The following is a 20,158-nucleotide window of genomic DNA, read 5'->3' as shown; positions in this document are numbered from 1 at the left end:
TGAGCCCACGGGCGGTTCGTTGCGCTAAGAAATTAAGGCAGTTTTCTCCGAAGGCTGCGCTCGTGAAAATCAATTTTCTAATTAAATAGTTGCTGTACTTATTTTTTCTGAGCTGTCTATATAATTTTTATAAGAACTACAAATAATCTTAGCTCTAAATCAGAACGGAAAGTGTTTTGTGAAATGACGCATCTGAATCGTTACTACATAATTTTGCAGAGCGATGAAGAACCTCGCCCATAAATGGCCGAGAACCTTTGCGCTATGCTGAGATTGGCGTTGTACAGAATTTTTTGGAGTGGCCGTAAGTTTAATCAAATCGACGTTCGCTATGCTCCGTCTCTTTGTAAACTCTGGCATAAGGCATGCATAGCCAATCGAACATCGCTAACACTCGTTCTCTTGGTGCATGGACTTAACGTGTGCAAGAGCACTCCGCGCAGACAAAATAATTCGAAACTAGCCAAGATCGCAAATCGAATGCAAAATTTTGGTTATTTTACATATTTTACATAATCTTTACACTTCATACATACTTCCTTTACATAATAACCCTATAATCAATTTGTAAAAATCATTTAAAGGAGTGTTATTTAAAATGACAAAAAAATTTATTTCATTAATGCTAGTACTTGTATTAGCTCTATCACTAGTAGCTTGCTCTAAGGGCGAGGACAAACCAGAGGAAACAGCTACTGAAACAAAAACAGAAGAAAAGACTGAAGAAAAAACTGAAGAAAAAGCACCTGAAGCTTCTAACGAACCTATCACTGTAATCTCAAGAGAAGACGGTTCTGGTACTAGAGGAGCTTTCATCGAAATCACTGGCATCGAAGAAAAAGACGGTGACACAAAAGTTGACAAAACTACTGTTGACGCTGTTGTTCAAAAATCTACTAACGCTGTTCTAATGACTGTTAACGGCGACAAAAACGCAATCGGCTACATCTCTTTAGGATCTTTAAACGATAGCGTTAAGGCTGTCAAGGTTGAAGGCGTAGAAGCAAGCGCTGAAAACGTTTTAGACGGTTCATACAAGATCGCAAGACCATTCAACATTGTTTATAAAGGTGAGCTAGACGGACTTAAGAAAGACTTCATCGACTTTATGATGTCTAAGGAAGGCCAAGAAATGGTTCTTGAAAATAAATACGTTCAAGTTGACACTGCAGCTAGTGAATACAAACAAAATTCTCAAAGTGGTAAGCTTGTTGTAGGTGGTTCAACATCTGTTACTCCACTTATGGAAAAGTTTGCTGAAAAATACATGGAAATGTATCCAGACGTTAAGATCGAAATCCAATCAACTGGTTCATCTGCTGGTATCCAAGCAGCTATCGAAGGTGCAGCTGATTTAGGTATGGCATCAAGAGATCTATCTGATGAAGAAAAGGCTGAATTAACAAATGTAGTTATCGCCAAAGACGGTATCGCTGTTATAGTTCACAACGACAACGCTTGCGAAGACCTAAGTCTTGATCAAATCAAGGCCATCTTCGTAGGAGATATCAAAACTTGGGGAGATATAAAATAATTAAAATAAATTAGTACTACACGAGGAGGGCCAGATTTGAGCCCTCCATAATTATATAAGGAGTAATTATGAACAAAAATTTTAAAGAGACTTTCATGAAGTATTTCTTCTTTGTCATCTCTCTTATCTCAGTCTTTGCTCTTTTACTAATATGCTACTTCATCTTTTCAAGTGGCATTCCCTTTGTAAAAGAATATGGACTAAAAGCATTTTTATTTGGCAAAGTATGGGCTCCTAGAAACGTTCCCGCATCTTACGGTATCGTGTCAATGGTAGTTGGAAGTGTGTATACAACTCTCGGAGCCATCATCATAGGCCTACCTATAGGGCTTTTGACCGCCATATATATGGCATTCTACGCCAATAAAAAAGCTTACAAAATACTTGAGCCAGCCGTTCAGCTAATGGCGGGCATCCCTTCAATTGTATATGGTTTCTTTGCCCTTGTTGTTATTGTGCCTTTAATAAGAAGCGCGTTTGGCGGTGACGGCATGAATATAATAACGGCTTCCCTACTTCTAGGAATAATGATACTTCCAACTATAATCTCCATTTGCGAGGCATCATTAATGGCCGTCCCAAAAGCCTTCTATCAAGGTTCAGTAGCACTCGGCGCAAGCAAGGAAATAAGCATATTTAAAGTCGTTGTACCTGCCGCAAAGAGCGGAATCATCTCATCTTTTATCCTAGGTATAGGTAGAGCGATAGGTGAAACTATGGCTGTTTACTTAATCGCGGGTAATCAGCCAAGAATACCGACTTCCATTACTCAAGGGGTTAGAACCTTAACAACAAACATAGTTATAGAGATGGCATACGCTACACCAAAGCACAGACAAGGACTTATCGCAACAGCCATGGTCCTATTCATCTTTATTTTGATAATCAACATTATATTCTACTTTATTAAAGGAAGTGAAAAGAATTATGAGTAAATTTTTGAAAATACTAATTAAGCTCGCTGCCTACTTCACTTTAGGGGTTCTTGTCTTCATAATCCTTTACATCTCCATCAATGGTATACCAAACTTGAAGCCATCGTTATTTGCGCTTAAGTACACAACAGAGAACGTATCGATGCTGCCAAGCCTCTTTGTAACGCTTGTAATTGTTGTTCTCACTTTACTAGTAGCCGTGCCTATAGGCGTCGCGAGCGCCATCTACCTAAGTGAATACGCCAAGAAAGGCTCGAAAATCGTAAAGATTATTAGACTTGGTACTGAGTCTCTAGCAGGTATCCCGTCTATCATCTACGGTCTATTTGGTATGATCTTCTTCGTATATGAGCTTCAGATGCAATACTCAATCATGGCGTGCGTCTTAACCGCCATCATCATGGTCCTACCTATAATTATAAGAACGTCGGAAGAAGCGATACTAGCTGTGCCTGACTCGTTTAGAAAGGCCTCCTTTGGTTTAGGCGCAGGAAAACTATCGACGATATTCAAAGTAGTTTTGCCTCCAGCTATAAACGGAATTTTGGCTGGTATCATACTTTCAATAGGCAGAATCGTCGGCGAAACTGCTGCATTTATCTACACTCTAGGTACTGCAACTGCCATGCCAAAAGCGCTTAACGAATCAGGAAGGACACTTGCCCTACACATGTACGTACTAAGTGACGAAGGTTTCCACGTTGAAGAAAGTTTTGCAACTGCCTTTGTTTTACTGATAGTGGTCGTAATTATCAATATGCTATCAACAAAATTATCAAGAAAGGTTATGAAATAATGAATAAAATTGAAGTTAAAAATGTTGACCTCTTTTATGGTGATTTTCAGGCGCTAAAGAATGTGTCTATGGATATGCCTGAAAACAAAATAACGGCTTTCATCGGCCCATCTGGCTGTGGTAAGTCAACACTATTAAAGAGTTTAAATAGAATGAATGATCTTGTCGATGGTGTAAAAATCACTGGCGAAATCACTTTAGATGGCGAGGACATCTACGCGCCAAAGGTAGATGTGAACGAGCTTCGTAAGAGAGTCGGCATGGTTTTTCAGCAGCCAAACCCATTCAGCATGTCTATCTACGATAACATTGCTTATGGTCCTCGCGTTCACGGGATAAAAAAGAAAAAAGACCTTGACATCATCGTAGAAAGGTCACTACAAGGTGCTGCTCTTTGGGACGAAGTAAAGGATAAATTAAAAAGAAATGCGCTTCAAATATCAGGAGGACAGCAACAAAGGCTCTGCATTGCAAGGGCGCTAGCTGTTGAGCCAGAAGTACTCTTGATGGACGAGCCAACATCGGCCCTTGACCCAATATCTACATCTAAGATCGAAGAATTATGCGACTCACTTAAGGATCGCTACACCATCGTCATAGTGACTCACAACATGCAGCAAGCGGCTCGTATATCAGACTTTTGCTCTTTCTTTTTTGAAGGAGAAATAATTGAATCAGATCAAACGAGCACCATTTTCCAAAATCCAAAAAATAAAAAGACTGAAGACTATATTACTGGTCGTTTCGGTTAAAAAAGGGGTATAATTATGGTAAGAACAAGATACATTAACGAGTTAGAAAATTTAAAAAATGAAATCATTTTATATAGTGCTATCGTTGAAAAGATGCTGATGGACATGAAGGTGACTATAGAGACGGCTGCGGATGGTGCTGATACAAAAGATCAGCTTCGCGATATTGTCAATAAAGAGGACGAAATTCGCGAGTATAACAGAAACATCGAGACGCTTTGCCTTAAGATTATGTCGACGCAGCAACCGGTTGCGAAGGATTTGAGATTTGTTTCGTCAACTTTGAATATCATTAGAAATATTGAAAAGATTGGCGGACACGTGATTGAAGTCGCTGGCCTACTTGATTTTGTAATGATCGGTGAGGACTTCACTGAAGAAATTTTGGATATGTGCCTATCGACTAAGAAGATGTTAAAGAGCGCGATTGACGCCTTTATCACTGGCGATTTGGAAGAGAGCTACAAGGTCATCGCCTCTGACGACAAGATTGACGATTTATTCAGTCATGTCATGAAAGAGGTCGTAGACAAGATTGGCGAGAAAAAAGATGACGCTCTAAGGCTTATAGACATCATACAAATATCGAAGTACTTCGAAAGAATTGGCGACAACGCAGAATCTATCGCGGACTGGAGCGTATTTTCAATCACAGCAAAGCACTATGAGTAGGAGGAACTATGATTTATATAGTTGAAGACGACAGAAGCATTAGAGAATTAGTTCTATATGCTCTGCACAATGAAAATTACAAGGCTCAAGGCTTTGAGAATAGCGATGAATTATTTCTCGCGCTAAAAAAAGAGACGCCAACACTAGTGATGCTCGACATCATGCTGCCTGGTATGAGCGGCCTTGAAATACTTGATAGAATGAAAAAAGATGCTGCGCTAAAGAATATACCTGTGATAATGCTAACTGCAAAAACAACTGAGTTTGACAAGATTACTGGACTCGATAGAGGCGCCGATGACTACATCACAAAGCCATTTAGCGTGCTTGAGCTATTAGCAAGGGTCAGAGCCCTACTTAGACGCAGCAAAGTGAGTGAAGGCGAGGTCCTTGAGTACGCAGGCATAACGCTTGACTACGACAAAAGAGTCGCAAAAGTCGATAGACGCGAAATTTCTCTAACATATAAAGAATTCGAGCTACTCTACTTTTTACTATCAAATCCAAACATCGTTTTGACTAGAGATAGACTTATAGAAAAGATTTGGGGCTACGATTTTGAAGGAGAAACAAGAACCGTTGACGTTCACATCGCTTCAATCAGATCCAAGATTGAGCCATATCAAGGCGTTATCAAGACTATCAGAAGTCTTGGCTACAAGGTTGGTGATGCTAAATGAAGAAAAAATTAAATATCACCTACGCCATCTGCTTTTTTCTAGCTATATTAATATCTGTCTCGCTAACAGTGCTTATAACATACAAAAATACTAGCGCAAACGAGCTAAGAGATTTGCAAGATGAATTGAAACTTGCCTCGAGCATGGATTTAGACGCGCTTGAAAATATTGGCGCATTTAAAAATAATATCCGTATGACAGTAGTGGACCCTGATGGAAACGTCATCTATGACAATTTTACAGATCCAAAAAATATGGAGAACCATGCGGGTAGAAAAGAGATTAAAGAAGCGCTTGCTGACGAAGTCGGTAAGGACGTAAGGCTATCAAATACTCTTGGTAAAGACACTTACTACTACGCAATGCTTATGCAAGACGGAAACGTAGTAAGAATTTCAAAGCAAACAGAGTCAATACTTGGTCAGTTCATGAAGACAGTTCCACTAATACTACTTATGTCTATCCTACTCATCCTAGTGCTTTTACTAATAAACAAAAAACTCGTAGACAAACTGCTATTGCCTATCGATTACGCTTCAGAACACTTACACAGAGACGATTTCAATACAGCGAAGCTTGACGTTTACGACGAACTAAGTCCATTCATAAGGACTATAGAGAGAAAAAATAAAGACATCAAAGGCTATATCGAAAGCCTTGAAACTAAGGAATCAACAGTAAATGAGATACTTCGTAACATGAACGAAGGCTTGGTACTCATTGATACCGACTTAAAGGTCGTTCAGCTCAACGACGCATCGAAGAAGCTATTTAAGTCAAATATGCAAACTAATTATACGGGCATGGACATAGTGAGACTAACAAGAAGCCAAGAAGTTTCGGATAAATTGAAAGAACTAGTCAAAACGCATAAAGCCTCGAGCTTCGAGCTTATGGCTGATGAAGACAGCCTAAAAATATATCTTTCCCCAATTGAGAACGGCAGCGCACTTACAGGCATCATCATGCTTGTACTTGATGTAAACGATGAGAAAAAGGCCGAAAAGCTTAGACGCGAATTTTCTGCCAATGTTTCGCACGAGCTAAAGAGCCCACTAACATCGATATCTGGCTACGCCGAGCTAATTAAGAATGGAATGGTAAAGGACGAAGACATTAAAAAATTCTCCGGCATCATCTTTGACGAAGCAGGTCAAATGCTCAGACTTATCGAAAATATCATATTGATATCAAAGCTTGACGAAAAACCAGAGCTAAGATGCGAAGAAGAAGTTTCGATTAAAGAGACCATCGACGATGTTTTAAAGCTATATAAAGGAAAAATTGACGCGAAAAATTTATCAGTCGAGTGCCATATTGAAGAAGGGCTTAAGAAAAACGTGCCACTTGGCATGCTTTCAGAGCTTTACAGAAATTTAATTTCAAACGCAATTAAGTATAATAAAGATGGCGGCAAAATAATTATCTCGGTCGAAAAACGCGCTGACAATATTATAAGCAAAATTACAGACACAGGCATAGGCCTTGAGAAAGATGAGATCCCTCGTATATTTGAACGCTTCTACATGGTTGACAAAGGAAGAAATAGAAATACAAACTCAACAGGATTGGGCCTAGCCATTGTTAAGCATATAGTTGAGGATATGGGTGGAACGATAGATGTTATGAGTACTTTGGGCGAAGGAACTACATTTAAAGTTATTTTCAGTAAATAGTTCGCATTCAAGTGAGCGACTTGAGCTTGTTCCTCCTCAGCAATGCTCACGTACGCTTAGTACGCTGCGCTTGCTTCGTCAGTCCACTTCGCTCAATCATCTCACTTGCTCTGCGAAGTCCCATGGTCGGACAATGATCCAGAGTATATGGATAAAAATTTAGTGAATAAAGAAATTTTATTAAAATAAATATTTCACGTTCTATTTTAAGTAGTTAATAAAAAATATTTTGAGATCAAAGTTAGTCTTTGGTCTCTTTTTGTGCTTAACAGCATTATTAGCGAGAAAAGTGATTTCCACGAGCGTAGCATTCAGAGAAAACTGTTTTTAGTGAGAAAAGATATGTTCCAAAAGCAGCGCATTTCTTGATCAATATAAATACAAAGCGTTTTAGTGAGAAAATTGATTTTCACGAACGCAGCATTCGAAATAAATTGTATTAATTCCGTAATTATCACAAAATTTTTTATTTCATTTTTTTATAGCGATTTGATAAAAATCAAATTGACAGTCGCCATACTAGATTTGCGAAGAAAAGAAGAACCTCACCCATCATCAAAGCTAAAGCTTTGGATGGGTCCAGGCCGTAAGTTTAATCAAATCGACGTTCACTTCGTTGCGTCTCTTTGTAAACTCTGGCATAAGGCATGCATAGCCAATCGAACATCGCCAAACTCATTCTCTTGGTGCATGGACTTAAGAACCTTGGTGCTTCGCACTGATATGATTGGACGAAGTGAAATCTTGATATAATTATACAAGTCACTTAAACTCTTAGTTTGCAGAAAAGTTGAGATGATTGAAGAACCTCATCCATAAATGGCCGAGAACCTTTACGCTATGCGTAGTACAGAATTTTTTCGAGTGAGACGTATAAACATACGTCGCAGCGACAAAATAATTCGAAACTAGCAAAAGGGCTCAACTTAATGCAAAATAAGTGAGCATTGCTGAGGAGGGAACGAGTTCAAGGGCTCGTTTGAAGAACCTCTCCCTTTAGGTCAAGAACCTTGGTGCTTCGCACGGGCGCAAATCAAATGCAAAATTAAAGAGAGCCATATAAATTGATATATAGACTCTCTCATTTAATTGCTATTAACTATTAATAAAAACTATAATTAGTTTCTTGGACCCATGTCAAGAAGCATTCTGATTGTGTCGATCATTTCTTGAACTTGTCTTGAAGATGCTCTTATTTGAAGAAGCAATTTGTTAGCTCCATCTATAGCGTCTCCTAATTCTTTTCTCTTGTCTCCGTTCATTCTAGCTTTTCTAGCTAAGTTTCTGTGTTCTCTTAGGTCGCTTCTTTCAGTTGAAGTAATTCTGTGGTCATTTTGTAGTTGAGCTATTGCTTTACCTACTGCTGCATCTAGTAAATCTGATGCTTCATAGATTTCTCTAACTAATGATTGTGGTCTAAGTCTTATTGAAGTAACTTCTCTAATAACCTTGTTTAGGTCGTCTAAAACGTATTGAGGAGCTTCTTTAAGGTCTGTTCTGTAAAGTGCTCTAGCTTTAACTAGCTTGTGGTCAAGGTCGCTTCTTACATAAAGGTTAGCTGTATCGTTTGGTGTTAAATCTGGGTAACCTATAAGTTTTGCTTTTAGTGCTTCAAATTCAGCCATATAAGCTTTCATATCGTCAACTGTATGGAATGGGCTTACTGCGATTACTAAACCTTGGAATACATATTCAGCGATTTCTACGTGAGCTTGGTCAACTTTGTATCTTAATGTTGTTGTTGCGAATCTCATTGCTACACATAGTCTACCAACTAGCATTAATCTTTGAGGGATTGATGATAGGTCGTAGATTTGTGCAAATCCCATACCAAATCCGCCAACTGCTTCTGGTGCATATGAGTTTTCAATGTTAGCTTCTAATTCGTCAGTTTTTGCGTTGAAGTTTTCAAGCATTTCTCTGTTTGTTTTGTTGTGTGGTGTGATGTCTTTTGCTTCGTCTCTTATAGCTTGAACTTGTCTTTTGTAAACTTCTAGATCGTTTACTTCGATATCAATGTCGTCTTCGCCAATGGCTGCTTCGTCGTCGTTAACTATCTTAGCTGATGCAACTGTAGTTAATACAGTGTTAAACATTAATAATAACGCTAAGAAGATTGTCATAAGTTTTTTCATTTTTTATCTCCTTTCATTTATAGACTATCTGTATGAGAAGTCTAATTCTTTTACTTGGTCTTTAATTGTTACTTTTGCGTGGAAATCTTTTAACCATACATAAAATTCAAATCCGTTGAATTTTACTCTGCCTTTTCCTTGGCTCATATAAACTTTCTTTGTTAAAGTTTTGCTGCCAGAAGTAACCTCTACTGTCATATAACCGTTATATGCTTTGCCGTTGTTTAAAGCTTCTACTTCGATAGAGAAGATACCAGCTATTCTTTGAGTGTTTTCTACTCTAACAATTTCGATGTTATCTTCTAATTTTCTTTCTTTTACTTCTACATAAACTGAGCCTCTAACTCCATTTTCAGAAGTAGCAAATACTTTTATTAGTCCTGGGTGTAGTGCTCTTACAAGTCCTGTAGTTTTGTCAACTGTTGCTATAGTATCGTTTTCTGAAGTGTATGATAATGATTTATTAACTGCTTCTACTGGATAAACTAGTGCTTGAGCTGATAAATCATAAGTGTCTCCTACTATCATAGTGATTTTATCTGTAGCAAAATCAACGCTTTTTACTATTGTCTTGTCATGTTGTATTGGTGGTTGATCGTCGTGTCCTGGATTTGGGTTTGGATTTAAATCGTAGCCGTAATTTTGTCCTGTTGCTTGTAGTGGTGGGATTTGATCCATGTATCCGCCTTGTTCAACAACGTATAATGTAAATTTGCCTTGAACGTTGTTATCTTTAGCAATAACAATGATTTCAGTTGATCCAGTCTTTTGTGGAATGATTTCTCCAGCGCTTACTCTTGCGATATATGGATTAGCTGAGTAAATGATGACGTCTTTATTCTTTACTTCGTTTGGGAATATAACTGGTCTGATTCTTGTCTTTTTATCTATTGTAATATATCCAGCTGGTCCTTCCATAAATTCAATTCTGTCTACTCTAACCTTTGGTCCAGTTATCTTTTCCATTTCAGCATGAACTTTTTCGACTTGTGCATCAAGTTCTCCGCAAGTTACATCAATTCTCCACCACATTCTAGAAGCGTTGTCGATGGCTTCTTTAAGTGGTCTTGCTCTAAATTGTTTAGTCACGCTGTTTTGACTGTTATAAACTCTTCTTGCTTCTGATAACTCTCTACTAAAAGCAGCTTTCTTGTAGATAGTTGCTATATCTTCAGGTCTAAGATCTGGATATTGAAGTAATTCTTGTTGAAGTGCTTCAAATTTTTCCATGTACTCAACGATTTGTCCTTCGCTTGCGAATGGATTAACTACATATAATATACCTGTTAAGATATATTCTGCAATCTTAGTGTGAGCAGCTACTACTTTGTTTGAAAGTTCAGTAGTTGCAAATCTTATAGCGCGACCGATTCTAATAAGAAGTTGTATTCTTACTGGAATTGTTGTTAGATCATAAACTGATCCGTCTGCGATGCCTTGTACAGCACCAGATACTCTTTCTTCGCTTATTTCAAGCTCTCTGTTGATGTCTTTAGCAGCTTCATGATACTTATCTAGAAGTTCTTTTTCATCAGCATTCTTTGGCTCGATATCTTGAACGCTTTGAACGGCGTTTTTAATATCGACCTTTAAATCTGAAATTTCTAGTAAAACTTGATCCTTTTGGGATTCAGCTTTAACTACGCTGCCTAGAGGGCTAAATACTGTTACTAAGATTGCCAATACCAAGACAAATGATAGTACATTCTTGTAATTTTTCATAGGTAAACCTCCCCTTAATGTATTTATATAATTGGCTAAGCCACTTATATCATATTAATTATATGAATATTTAATGGATGTTTCTTCACCATAAATATTCAGTGTAGATGTGAATTCTTTTCTCCAGTTAGCAAATCTGCCAGCTGTGTACTCGATTTGAGCTTTACCGTCTGTAAATTTAACAATGTCTGTAAGTTTACGGCCGTTTCCCTCTGTTGTTATAGTAGCATATCCATCAAAAGGTTTTCCGTCTACCATGGCTTCGGCTGTAAGTGTGAATCTAGCTGATGTTCTTGTAGCTGAATTTCTAAAGTATAGTATCTTCACTACAGGATTAGTTCCATAAGCGGGTTTTGTTAAGTCATAAGAGAAGTGTAGTTCTTTTCTTTCGCTTCCTACTGTAAGTCTTGCTACAAAATCATCATGACCCAATCCAAAGGATCCAACTGTGAACTCTCTTACAATGTAGCCTTCTTTAGCCCAAAGCTTTGATGTGATTGTCTTGCCATCAAGTGCTTCTACTTCTAATGTTGTATAGCCTGTGTATGGTTTGCCATTTGCTTCTATATAAGCATTTACTCTAAAGATGCCTGAGTGGCGCTCTGTATTTTCAAGACTTATGATTCTTATATCTTCTAAGTCTTCTGTGAGTATCTCGCCATACTTGCCAAATCTTATAGTCTTTTCTTCGTTTCTTATCTTAAGTGTTGCTTCGAATTTACTTCTTGAAAGAGCAAAGTCTCCGCCAAGATACTTAGCTACAACTTTTCCTGCGTTAAAGTAAACTTTTCTTTCGACTACTTTGTCATCACTTTTAACTATGATTGTAGCGGCTCCATTGTATGGCTTGCCATCAACTGTTGCCTCGCCATATAATCTGAAGATACCAGATCTTCTTTCTGAGTTAGTAAAACTTGTTATTTCAATAACTTGCTTGTCATAGTCAGGTACTACCTTTGCTCTAAATGTTGTCTTTAGGCCCTTATCAGTCATTACAGTTATGTTTGAGTAACCAACAGATCTAGCAACTAGTATACCGTCTGGTCTTGCTTCAACAACAGTTGGATGATCTGAGTAATAAATGAAGTTTCTTTTAGCTGTTGCTGGGTAAGTACCAACAAGTGGCTCGATGTTAAATGTTTTTCCTTCTGTTATAACGTCTGATTGTCTATTCATAAATAATGATATAGCAACATCTGGATCTAGTTCTGGTTTTATTGGGTCAGGCTTTTTGTCGTCAGGAATGCCAGGTTTTTCTGGTTCTGGTTCAGGTTCAGGAACATAATCGTTATTGCCTAAAACTTCAATCTTTTCTCTTCCTGGAATTCTTATGCCTGGATTAACTACTTGTACGTTAAATCTCTTCTCTAAAGTGCCGTCCTTAGTTTTTATAAAGACGTTAGTATTTCCAGTTGCTACTGGATAAAGTATGCCGCCGTCTTTAAATACAGCTACCTTTTTATCCATGCTGCCAAAAACTAGTTCAACATCATCAGCATTAGCTGGCTCTAAAGTGTATCTTAGTATGCCTTTTTTATCAATCTCGATAACGCCTTGGCTGCCTTGATTAAAAGATATATCTCTTAATTTTACTTTTCCGTCTATGATTATATCGCTGCCAGAATCGTCAACCTCAGCTAAGTCCTTTTCAGGAACCTCATCACCAGTTGTAGTGATAGCTTTGATACAGAAGTTTGCATTAGCAACAGTTTCTGTTAAGTCCTTCCAACCGCTACCAGTTTTTGAGTAGAATGATTGACCAGGTGCAGCTGCAGCCTTAGATGTGTAGCCGCTAATTCTTGATTCGATGGCAAGTGGTGTATTGTTTTTAGCTCTTTGTGAATTCATATAGACAACTACAGCAAATTGTTCGCCTTCATCAAGTTTTTGCGGTGTTATGTCTATAGTGTAATAACCTGGATAAAGTATATTTCCTTCAGCTACCTTAATTTTGTCATCTGATAGCTGAGATGTTTTATCGATGTGTCTTACTACATAAACCTCATAACTAGTTTGATTAGAAACGTTAAATACACCAACTTCATGAAGAAGTTCTTTGTATTTAGCTGTGTAAATGTTTGCCATGTATCCTTCGCCCTTAAATCCAACAGATCTTGTTGCTCCTAGTGGATCGTATTGATGAATGATACCTCTTAAGTCTTTTTTCCTTGGAATAAAAACAGTTGGACTCTTTCCGATAAAACCATCATAGTATGAAACATAGTAAAAACCAGCATCCATATACTTATTGCCCCAAGAGTTTTTACAAATCCAAGCGCCATTGCCTGGTGCGTTTTGAGTAAATCCTGTTGCAGGGAAATTATCGTCCCAACCAACTATAGTTACAGCGTGGTTAGTAGATCCATGACCTGGGTTATACATAGAGTTTGTATTTTTATTTTCATAGTAAGATGTAGAGTTAACAGTAGTATAAACACCGCCGTACTCACTTATAGCCCATTTAATGTTATCGATTTCGTTTATGTTTGTTACGTCTGGAAGATAGATAACTTTGTCGATATCTAAAACTCTTCTTAAGTCCTTTTTTGAAACAGTTATAACTGGATCATAAGGGTCATCTTCTTCAGATATAGGTCCCTTGCCACTTGCTAAGTAAGCAGCTGCCATATCACGGTTACCGCCCTTTTCTGCAGACCAGTCAAAATCGTGCATATTTCTTAAGTGTTTTTCACTAAAATCGTATAGGCCCTTCTTTTGTCTTAATAATATAGATTCCATAGATCCATATGTAGCGAATGCCCAGCACGAACCATTTTGTCCTTGATCTTTAACTGGAGATACCATGCCTGTTTGTCTTAAGTCGAATTTAGCAGGATAAAACTTTGCTGCCCTCATAGATCTAGTTCTTAGCTGTGGAACAGTTGCCTTTGTGTCAACCTTTAATGGTGCAACGCTTAAGTCGCCCTCATCAAAGTCTTCATTGATTTCGCTTATCTCTAAAGGAAAATCTTCCGAGCTATCGTCAGGCGTTAAAACTGTTTCTTCATAATTGTCATCAAATTCTAAGCCTTCAAAGTCTTGTGCCTTAGATATGTTTGGAAGATTACCTGTCAATATTAAACATAGAACTAAAAGAAAAACTAAGTTTCTAAACTTTTTACTCCCCATTGATATCCTCTCCTCTCTTTATATTTTTACAAGTGATTGTAAACAAAATAATTAATAAAAAAAATTTTTTATTTAGCGTATGCTAATCAAGATAAAACTTAATTCATTATAATACATTTTGCAAGATTTTTTTCAAATATTGCAAACTTTTTTCAATTTTTACCGAAAAATACTACAAAAGTATGAATTTTTAGGTTTTATTATTAAATTTTTCTATATAATACGAGTTTTTTTATAAATATTTTCTATAGATTTAATCATTGAAATCTTCTATATTTTATGCTATAATCAATTATTATAAGCAGTATAATGTTGACGGTTTATCGCGGTACAATTGTTTTGGGTATACGTCTTAATGATGCAACTTATTTGTTTATTCATGCATTTTCTTTCTAAGGGAGGTTTGTAAATGAAAAGAAAATTTCTTAAAGGTATTTTAAGCTTTGTTTTAGCGCTTACAATACTAGTCACACCAGTAACAGCATTTGCTGAGGATTTAGAAATATCTGATCCTTTAGTAGATCAAGTAAATCCAGCAGATCTTGTTAACAAAGATGAAATTACTGATGAGATCGAGGGCTCTTTCTCGCCTATCAATCCCGAGTACAACAAGGTAATGTCAAACAAGCAAGACGAAAAGTTTTATGGCTTGCGTGTAAGTCCCGTGCTTTACAATGCAAATTATAATCTTGAAAAGAGCGATGAGTTTGCTCCTTGGAAAGAGCGTCAAGCGGCGCCAAGAAAGTATGACTTAAGAGAGCACAATCGTGTTACTTCAGTCAAAAATCAAGGTCCTAACGGCTCTTGTTGGTCATTTGCATCGTTTGGATCAGCTGAATCAGTTTTGATGCCCGAGTACAATGACTTTAGTGAAAAGAACATGAGAAACACTCACGGCTTTGACTGGGGTCCAGACCAAGGCGGTACTTGGCAAGTAGCTAGTGCCTACTTAACTCGTGGTTCTGGTCCTATCGCAGAAAGAGACGAACCATACTCACCTTATGATTTTTACTCTCCTAGAGGATTAAGAAGAGTTAAAGATGTTGATATGATCATGAATATACCAGACGTTAGAGGCGGCTGGGATACAGATACTTTAAAGCAAGCTGTTATGGAGTACGGCGCTGCTTATACAACTGTTAACGGTGACGAATCATACTTAAATACAAGAACTATGGGTTCATACAACCCAGGCTACCGTGGCTATGCTAACCACGCTGTTGCCATAGTCGGCTGGGACGATAATTTCTCTCGTTATAATTTTGGTATCACTCCTCCAGGAGATGGCGCTTGGTTAATCAAGAACTCTTGGGGACAAAACTGGAAATACATGGGCGGTTATTATTGGGTTTCTTATTATGACGGTTTTGCAGGCAGAAGCAATGCAATTTTTAAATTAAAGGACATGACTCCTAACGAAGAGATTTGGTATTATGACGACTTAGGTATGACAAGTACCTATGGTAATGGTCAAAGTGCTTATTTCTCAAATGTTTTCGGCCCAGTTAATGCTAATAAAGATGTTTACCAAGTTGGTTTCTTTGTTCCATCAAACGGAGCAAGATATGAAATATACATGACTAAAGGCAGAGGACAAGTTTCTTTCAATAACAGAGTAAAAGTTGCTGAAGGAAGTGTAACTTATGCTGGCTATGTCAATGTACCTATAAGGAAGTATAATGTTTCAAACGGTGAATACTTTGCCCCTATAGTTAAACTAACTACTCCTGGATATAACTATCCAATCCCTGTTGAAAACTACATCGCTGGCTACTCATCAAGAGCAAGAGCAAATAGAGGCGAGTCCTACATCTCCTACGACGGAGCTAGATGGACTGATATGACTCAAGTTAGATACAATGCTAACGTCGCTTTAAAGGCTATGACAGTACCAGCAGGTTCTTCTCCATCGTATGATAAGAAAGTTTCTTCAATCGAATTTAATGAAGATCCACTAAATATTAAAGTCGGAGAAAATTATGAAATAAATCCAACTGTTTTGCCACAGGACGCTGCAAATAAAAATTTAAACTACTCTGTTAATCCAAGCGGAATTGTTAGTGTTAATAACGGCGTTTTAAGAGCTTTAAGAAAAGGGACAGCAACTGTAACAGCCACAGCTACTGACGGCTCTTACAAGAGAAATTCATTTACTGTAAATGTTTTGGATGACGTTCAAAATATTGAAGTAAAAAATATTATCTTAGATAAGGAAAATATTAAATTAAAAGTTAATGAAACAAGTACCATAAAAGCAAGCGTTGAGCCAAGTAATGCTACAAACAGAGCTATATACTGGACAAGCACTAACACAAGAGTTGCCACAGTTCAAGGAGGCTTCGTAAAAGCCATTGCTAAGGGCGAGTGCGACATCATCGCTAAAACTGCTAACGGTGTTTATAAAAAAGCTCACGTAATTGTTTATGATGAAAATAACGATAATGATAATGATGATAATGACAAAAACATTATCAAAGTATCATCATCTGTATACGCTAAGACTATAAAGCAAGGCTACAGCCAAAGTATAACAGTTAATTCAAAGGACTACCTAAACAGAAATCTTCGCTATGTAATGACTGAGATCGAACTTATCGCTCCAGATGGAACTAGCATAAACAAATCAGCCTACTCTGACTACTATGGCAACGCAAAATTCACTTTCGGCTCAAATGAAATTTATGCTACAGGTGAATACACTGTCAATATCAAGGTTAGCGGCGGAACTTACAAAGCAAATACTGATAAATTAACATTTACAGTTGAAGATTCTCGTCCAAGTTTTGATGTAGAGGTAAAACCTATGTCAAAAGAAATCATGAACAACCAAAAAATTCAACTAGCAATCAAAACTACTGCTAACGGCAGAAACTTAAGAAATGTAGACCTAGATATCGAGATAGTAACTGCAAGTGGCGCTGTTCATAAAAACACAGGCAGAACTAACTACTACGGCAGAGCAAACTATTTCTACAGTCCAGACGGAGGAGCTGAAGGCACTTATACTGTTAAAGTTACAGCTAAGAGCTCTCAATATAAGGACGCCGTTGGAACAGCAAGCTTTGAAGTTAAAAAATACAAAAACCCTTATCACCTAGATATGTCTTTCGAAAAAGATAGTGAAAGCTACAAATTAGGCGATAGAGCTGAGATAAACATTAAAGTTATTGACCAAAGAAAATATGGTGTAAGATACTTACCTGTTAAGATTGAAGTAAGTGGTCCAAATAACTTTAAATATAATTTAACAAAATACACTAATAACTATGGTATAGCTACAGTCTACATCACTCCAACAGCTGAAATGGGCGATGGCGAATACACTATCAAGGCAAGCGCAAGTAAATACGGCTACGACGATGCTCTTGGCGAATACAAAATTATTTTCGGCGATAAAAAGCCTATCGATCCAGTAGACCCAGTTATACCAGAAGAAACTATCTACAAGATGATAGAGACTGATGAAGCTCAAAAACTTATCGAAGAAAATAAAGGCAATGAAAACTTTGTTATCTTTGACGCAAGAACAAAGGCTGAATACAACGAATCTCACATCGATGGCTGCATACACCACGATTATTACCAAAAAGATCATGAAGATTTTATAAAAACACTAGATAAGAACAAAACTTACCTATTATACTGCAGGACACAAGTTCGTTCAGGCGCTACTGCTGAGATTATGAAAAAGCTTGGCTTTACTAAGATTTATTGGATGAACGGCGGTATGACTAAGTGGCTTAGAGAAAATCGTCCATCAGTCTTCCCTGAATACGATAAAGCGCTTGATTTAAACATTGGCGCAGAAAAATCAGCCTACACTCCTGGCGAAAATGTTGTTTTAAACGCAAAAGTAACAGACCTTGATGCTAACGGCGTAAGAAAAGCAAATATCGATTTAGTCTTACTTGATGACAATGGCAAATCTATCGATAGAAAAACTGTTCAATCAGGCAATACTGGTGAGTTCACAGTTAATTTCACAGCTCCAGCAAAGCTTGGCAAATACACAGTAGAAGCAAAGGCTAGCTACAACGACTTCAAAAATGCAAATGGTCTTGCCATCTTTAGTGTAGATGCAAATGCAAAAGAATTCACATCTTATGAAGAAAGAAAAGCAGCTGGCCAATACAAGCACTTAAAAACAACTGATTTTGAATACGAAGCACTTCAAAAACATTATGGCAAGAACATACTTCAATATTATGTAAAGGATGCAAATCTAAAAGATCACAAAATTTTAGACCTTATAGACCCTAATAAGAAAACAGTTTTAGTCTTTGGTTACCCAGGATGCGGAGCCTGTGTAGAAATGTGGAAGGCTATGGCGCCACTTGCACACGAAAAATATAATTTCATTGAGATAGTTACTTCAGTTGAAGAAGATGTTAAATCAACAGTTAATTTCGTAGACAATGTTTTGAAAGAATTAAATATCGAACACTTCAAAAACCATATATTCTACGATGCAGACGAAAAAATCTGGGCATCACGCCTTGGTTTCTTAACAACACCAAACACAGTTATACTAGATGAAAACGGAAGATTAGTAAATATAGCCGGCGCACTTGATAAAGACGGTCTATATGATTTACTATACAAAACTTTAGGCTTAAACGTTGAAGGAGACGACAAACCAGTAGAAGAATATAACGCTAAATTAGACTTAAACTTCGATAAAGAAGAGATAAGAAGTGGCGAAACAGTTAAGATTACAGCTAAACTACAAGATTTAGCAGGTAATAACATCAACCAAGATACAATCAGATACACAATCAAGTACCCAAACGGCGCTTACAAAGACGGCGTATACGATAGAAAAACACTTTATACAGGCGAAACAAACTTATACTTCACAAGTGATGAATCAAGCGTAGAAGGCGAACATGAAGTTACTATCGAACTTATCTCAAATAATTACAAAGCAAAAAAAGTCACAAAATCATTTAGAATAGTGAAAGAAGAAAAGAAAGCCGATTATAACTTAAACATCTCCTTTGGTAAAGATAATTTCAAAAAAGGCGACGTTATCAGAATGGTTTTAGAAGTGAAAGACCAAAATGGAAACGCAGTTAAAAACGAAAGAGTTAAATTAATATTCGTATATCCTGATGGAAAATCATATAACTATGATAGACAAACAGACTACTATGGACAAGCAATGCTAACATTTACAACAAACTCCTACGTTCCAGAAGGCAAATTCACATTAAAAGCATCATTGACAGATAGACCAGAGTATACAGCCGAAAAGTCATTCACAATTGGAAGCCAAGATCCAGATAAGCCTATAAACAAAGATTCACTAAGCTATCAAGACAGATACAATAACGGCGAGTTTAATCACTTACAATCAGGCGACCTACTTGGCAAATTAAGAAACGCATACGGCAAAAACGTTTCTAACTACACACTTACAAACATGCAAGGACAAACAGTTACTATCGCTTCACTAATGGATGGACGCCGCCCAACAGTCATTGCCATGGGTTATCCAACATGTGGAGGCTGTCAAGCAAGCTGGAGAAGCCTTGTAAACATCAATAAATCAAGCTTCAACATGGTAGAAGCAATGACAAACGGCGACAGCCAAAGCATCACATCCATACTAAACAGACTTGGCTTAAGCCAAATGCTACCATATTTCCACTACAACGCAAGAAGCTTATTTAACCTAATCAGCTCAAACTACGTTCCTTGCCTAATGTATCTTGATAAAGACGGCAATATAACAAACCTAAGCTACTTTAACTCAAACGAAGAAGTACTAAGCATAGTTAGGACAATAGCTGGAACAACTTCGAAATAATTAAACACACACTCTATTATACAGCTTAATAATTAGTTTACACCGTAGGTGCCACCTAAAAAAGATGGCACCTATTTTCTTGTGAATATATTTTGCTAATTACAAGATAAATAATTTAATAATTTTGTATATAGAATAGCTTCACACACTTGTAAATAATTATCTAGTTTGAAACACCAATAAATATCCCCCGGCCTAGCCGGGGGTTTTTCTCATGCGGCCCAAAGGGCCTGTATTACTAGCCACGCCTCAAGGACGTTGGTTAATCTGTCACTTGCAAATTATACTAGCTACCCTTTAAAAGGGTCTATTGTATCA

At 37.3% G+C, this 20,158-nt stretch carries 12 protein-coding genes; 9 read left to right on the top strand and 3 right to left on the bottom strand.

Translation table 11 applies throughout. The features are described 5' to 3' along the window. Positions 1 to 598: 598 nt before the first annotated feature. The 8 genes from AC2UOP_RS06670 to AC2UOP_RS06635 all read left to right on the top strand — a co-directional run bounded on the left by AC2UOP_RS06670 (position 599) and on the right by AC2UOP_RS06635 (position 7,798). Positions 599 to 1,534, top strand: coding sequence for a substrate-binding domain-containing protein (locus AC2UOP_RS06670; RefSeq protein ID WP_484833087.1), 936 nt, complete (start codon positions 599 to 601; stop codon positions 1,532 to 1,534). 68 nt (positions 1,535 to 1,602) lie between these two features. Further along, complete coding sequence (pstC, locus tag AC2UOP_RS06665) at positions 1,603 to 2,469, top strand: phosphate ABC transporter permease subunit PstC (protein ID WP_484833086.1); 867 nt, start codon at positions 1,603 to 1,605, stop codon at positions 2,467 to 2,469. After that, a complete protein-coding gene (gene pstA, locus AC2UOP_RS06660) occupies positions 2,462 to 3,265 on the top strand; it encodes a phosphate ABC transporter permease PstA (RefSeq protein ID WP_484833085.1) in 804 nt (267 codons plus the stop codon). Before pstC ends, pstA begins: the two co-directional genes overlap by 8 nt. Next, positions 3,265 to 4,017 carry a phosphate ABC transporter ATP-binding protein PstB gene (pstB, locus tag AC2UOP_RS06655; protein WP_484833084.1) on the top strand — a complete coding sequence of 251 codons (753 nt, stop codon included), beginning with the start codon at positions 3,265 to 3,267 and terminating at the stop codon, positions 4,015 to 4,017. Before pstA ends, pstB begins: the two co-directional genes overlap by 1 nt. Before the next feature lie 15 nt (positions 4,018 to 4,032). Beyond that, positions 4,033 to 4,689: a phosphate signaling complex protein PhoU gene (gene phoU / locus AC2UOP_RS06650; RefSeq protein ID WP_484833083.1), complete on the top strand. Its 657-nt coding sequence runs from the start codon at positions 4,033 to 4,035 to the stop codon at positions 4,687 to 4,689. Positions 4,690 to 4,697: 8 nt separating this feature from the next. Then, on the top strand, positions 4,698 to 5,369 hold the full coding sequence (locus tag AC2UOP_RS06645) for a response regulator transcription factor (protein ID WP_484833082.1): 672 nt from the start codon (positions 4,698 to 4,700) through the stop codon (positions 5,367 to 5,369). Continuing rightward, positions 5,366 to 7,045 carry a sensor histidine kinase gene (locus tag AC2UOP_RS06640; RefSeq protein WP_484833081.1) on the top strand — a complete coding sequence of 560 codons (1,680 nt, stop codon included), beginning with the start codon at positions 5,366 to 5,368 and terminating at the stop codon, positions 7,043 to 7,045. Before AC2UOP_RS06645 ends, AC2UOP_RS06640 begins: the two co-directional genes overlap by 4 nt. Before the next feature lie 489 nt (positions 7,046 to 7,534). Beyond that, positions 7,535 to 7,798, top strand: coding sequence for a hypothetical protein (locus AC2UOP_RS06635; RefSeq protein WP_484833080.1), 264 nt, complete (start codon positions 7,535 to 7,537; stop codon positions 7,796 to 7,798). A gap of 365 nt (positions 7,799 to 8,163) precedes the next feature. Here the strand turns inward: AC2UOP_RS06635 and AC2UOP_RS06630 are convergent, their stop codons facing one another. Genes AC2UOP_RS06630 through AC2UOP_RS06620 form a run of 3 tightly spaced genes read right to left on the bottom strand, consistent with a single transcriptional unit; the run spans position 8,164 to position 14,031 of the window. After that, a complete protein-coding gene (locus AC2UOP_RS06630) occupies positions 8,164 to 9,180 on the bottom strand; it encodes a CAMP factor family pore-forming toxin (protein ID WP_106018399.1) in 1,017 nt (338 codons plus the stop codon). 24 nt (positions 9,181 to 9,204) lie between these two features. Continuing rightward, positions 9,205 to 10,902, bottom strand: a complete 1,698-nt coding sequence (locus AC2UOP_RS06625; RefSeq protein ID WP_484833079.1) for a CAMP factor family pore-forming toxin — start codon at positions 10,900 to 10,902, stop codon at positions 9,205 to 9,207. Positions 10,903 to 10,956: 54 nt separating this feature from the next. Next, positions 10,957 to 14,031, bottom strand: coding sequence for a C1 family peptidase (locus AC2UOP_RS06620; RefSeq protein WP_484833078.1), 3,075 nt, complete (start codon positions 14,029 to 14,031; stop codon positions 10,957 to 10,959). A gap of 409 nt (positions 14,032 to 14,440) precedes the next feature. Here AC2UOP_RS06620 and AC2UOP_RS06615 point away from each other — a divergent pair, with 409 nt between their 5' ends. Further along, the gene (locus tag AC2UOP_RS06615) at positions 14,441 to 19,840 is read left to right on the top strand and encodes a lectin like domain-containing protein (RefSeq protein WP_484833077.1); all 5,400 of its coding nucleotides are present in this window, start codon (positions 14,441 to 14,443) and stop codon (positions 19,838 to 19,840) included. The last annotated feature ends 318 nt before the right edge of the window (positions 19,841 to 20,158 follow it).

This window comes from Fenollaria sp. (assembly GCF_057222035.1).
Note: the sequence above shows the minus strand (reverse complement) of the source record. Positions and strands in the feature narration are given on the sequence as shown.

Excerpts from the sequence above, each read along its gene's own strand:
- pstA (WP_484833085.1), top strand. The coding sequence starts at position 2,462 with ATGAGTAAATTTTTGAAAATACTAATTAAGCTCGCTGCCTACTTCACT.
- pstC (WP_484833086.1), top strand. The coding sequence starts at position 1,603 with ATGAACAAAAATTTTAAAGAGACTTTCATGAAGTATTTCTTCTTTGTC.
- AC2UOP_RS06640 (WP_484833081.1), top strand. The coding sequence starts at position 5,366 with ATGAAGAAAAAATTAAATATCACCTACGCCATCTGCTTTTTTCTAGCT.
- AC2UOP_RS06645 (WP_484833082.1), top strand. The coding sequence starts at position 4,698 with ATGATTTATATAGTTGAAGACGACAGAAGCATTAGAGAATTAGTTCTA.
- pstB (WP_484833084.1), top strand. The coding sequence starts at position 3,265 with ATGAATAAAATTGAAGTTAAAAATGTTGACCTCTTTTATGGTGATTTT.
- AC2UOP_RS06630 (WP_106018399.1), bottom strand. The coding sequence starts at position 9,180 with ATGAAAAAACTTATGACAATCTTCTTAGCGTTATTATTAATGTTTAAC.
- AC2UOP_RS06625 (WP_484833079.1), bottom strand. The coding sequence starts at position 10,902 with ATGAAAAATTACAAGAATGTACTATCATTTGTCTTGGTATTGGCAATC.
- AC2UOP_RS06670 (WP_484833087.1), top strand. The coding sequence starts at position 599 with ATGACAAAAAAATTTATTTCATTAATGCTAGTACTTGTATTAGCTCTA.
- AC2UOP_RS06615 (WP_484833077.1), top strand. The coding sequence starts at position 14,441 with ATGAAAAGAAAATTTCTTAAAGGTATTTTAAGCTTTGTTTTAGCGCTT.
- AC2UOP_RS06620 (WP_484833078.1), bottom strand. The coding sequence starts at position 14,031 with ATGGGGAGTAAAAAGTTTAGAAACTTAGTTTTTCTTTTAGTTCTATGT.
- phoU (WP_484833083.1), top strand. The coding sequence starts at position 4,033 with ATGGTAAGAACAAGATACATTAACGAGTTAGAAAATTTAAAAAATGAA.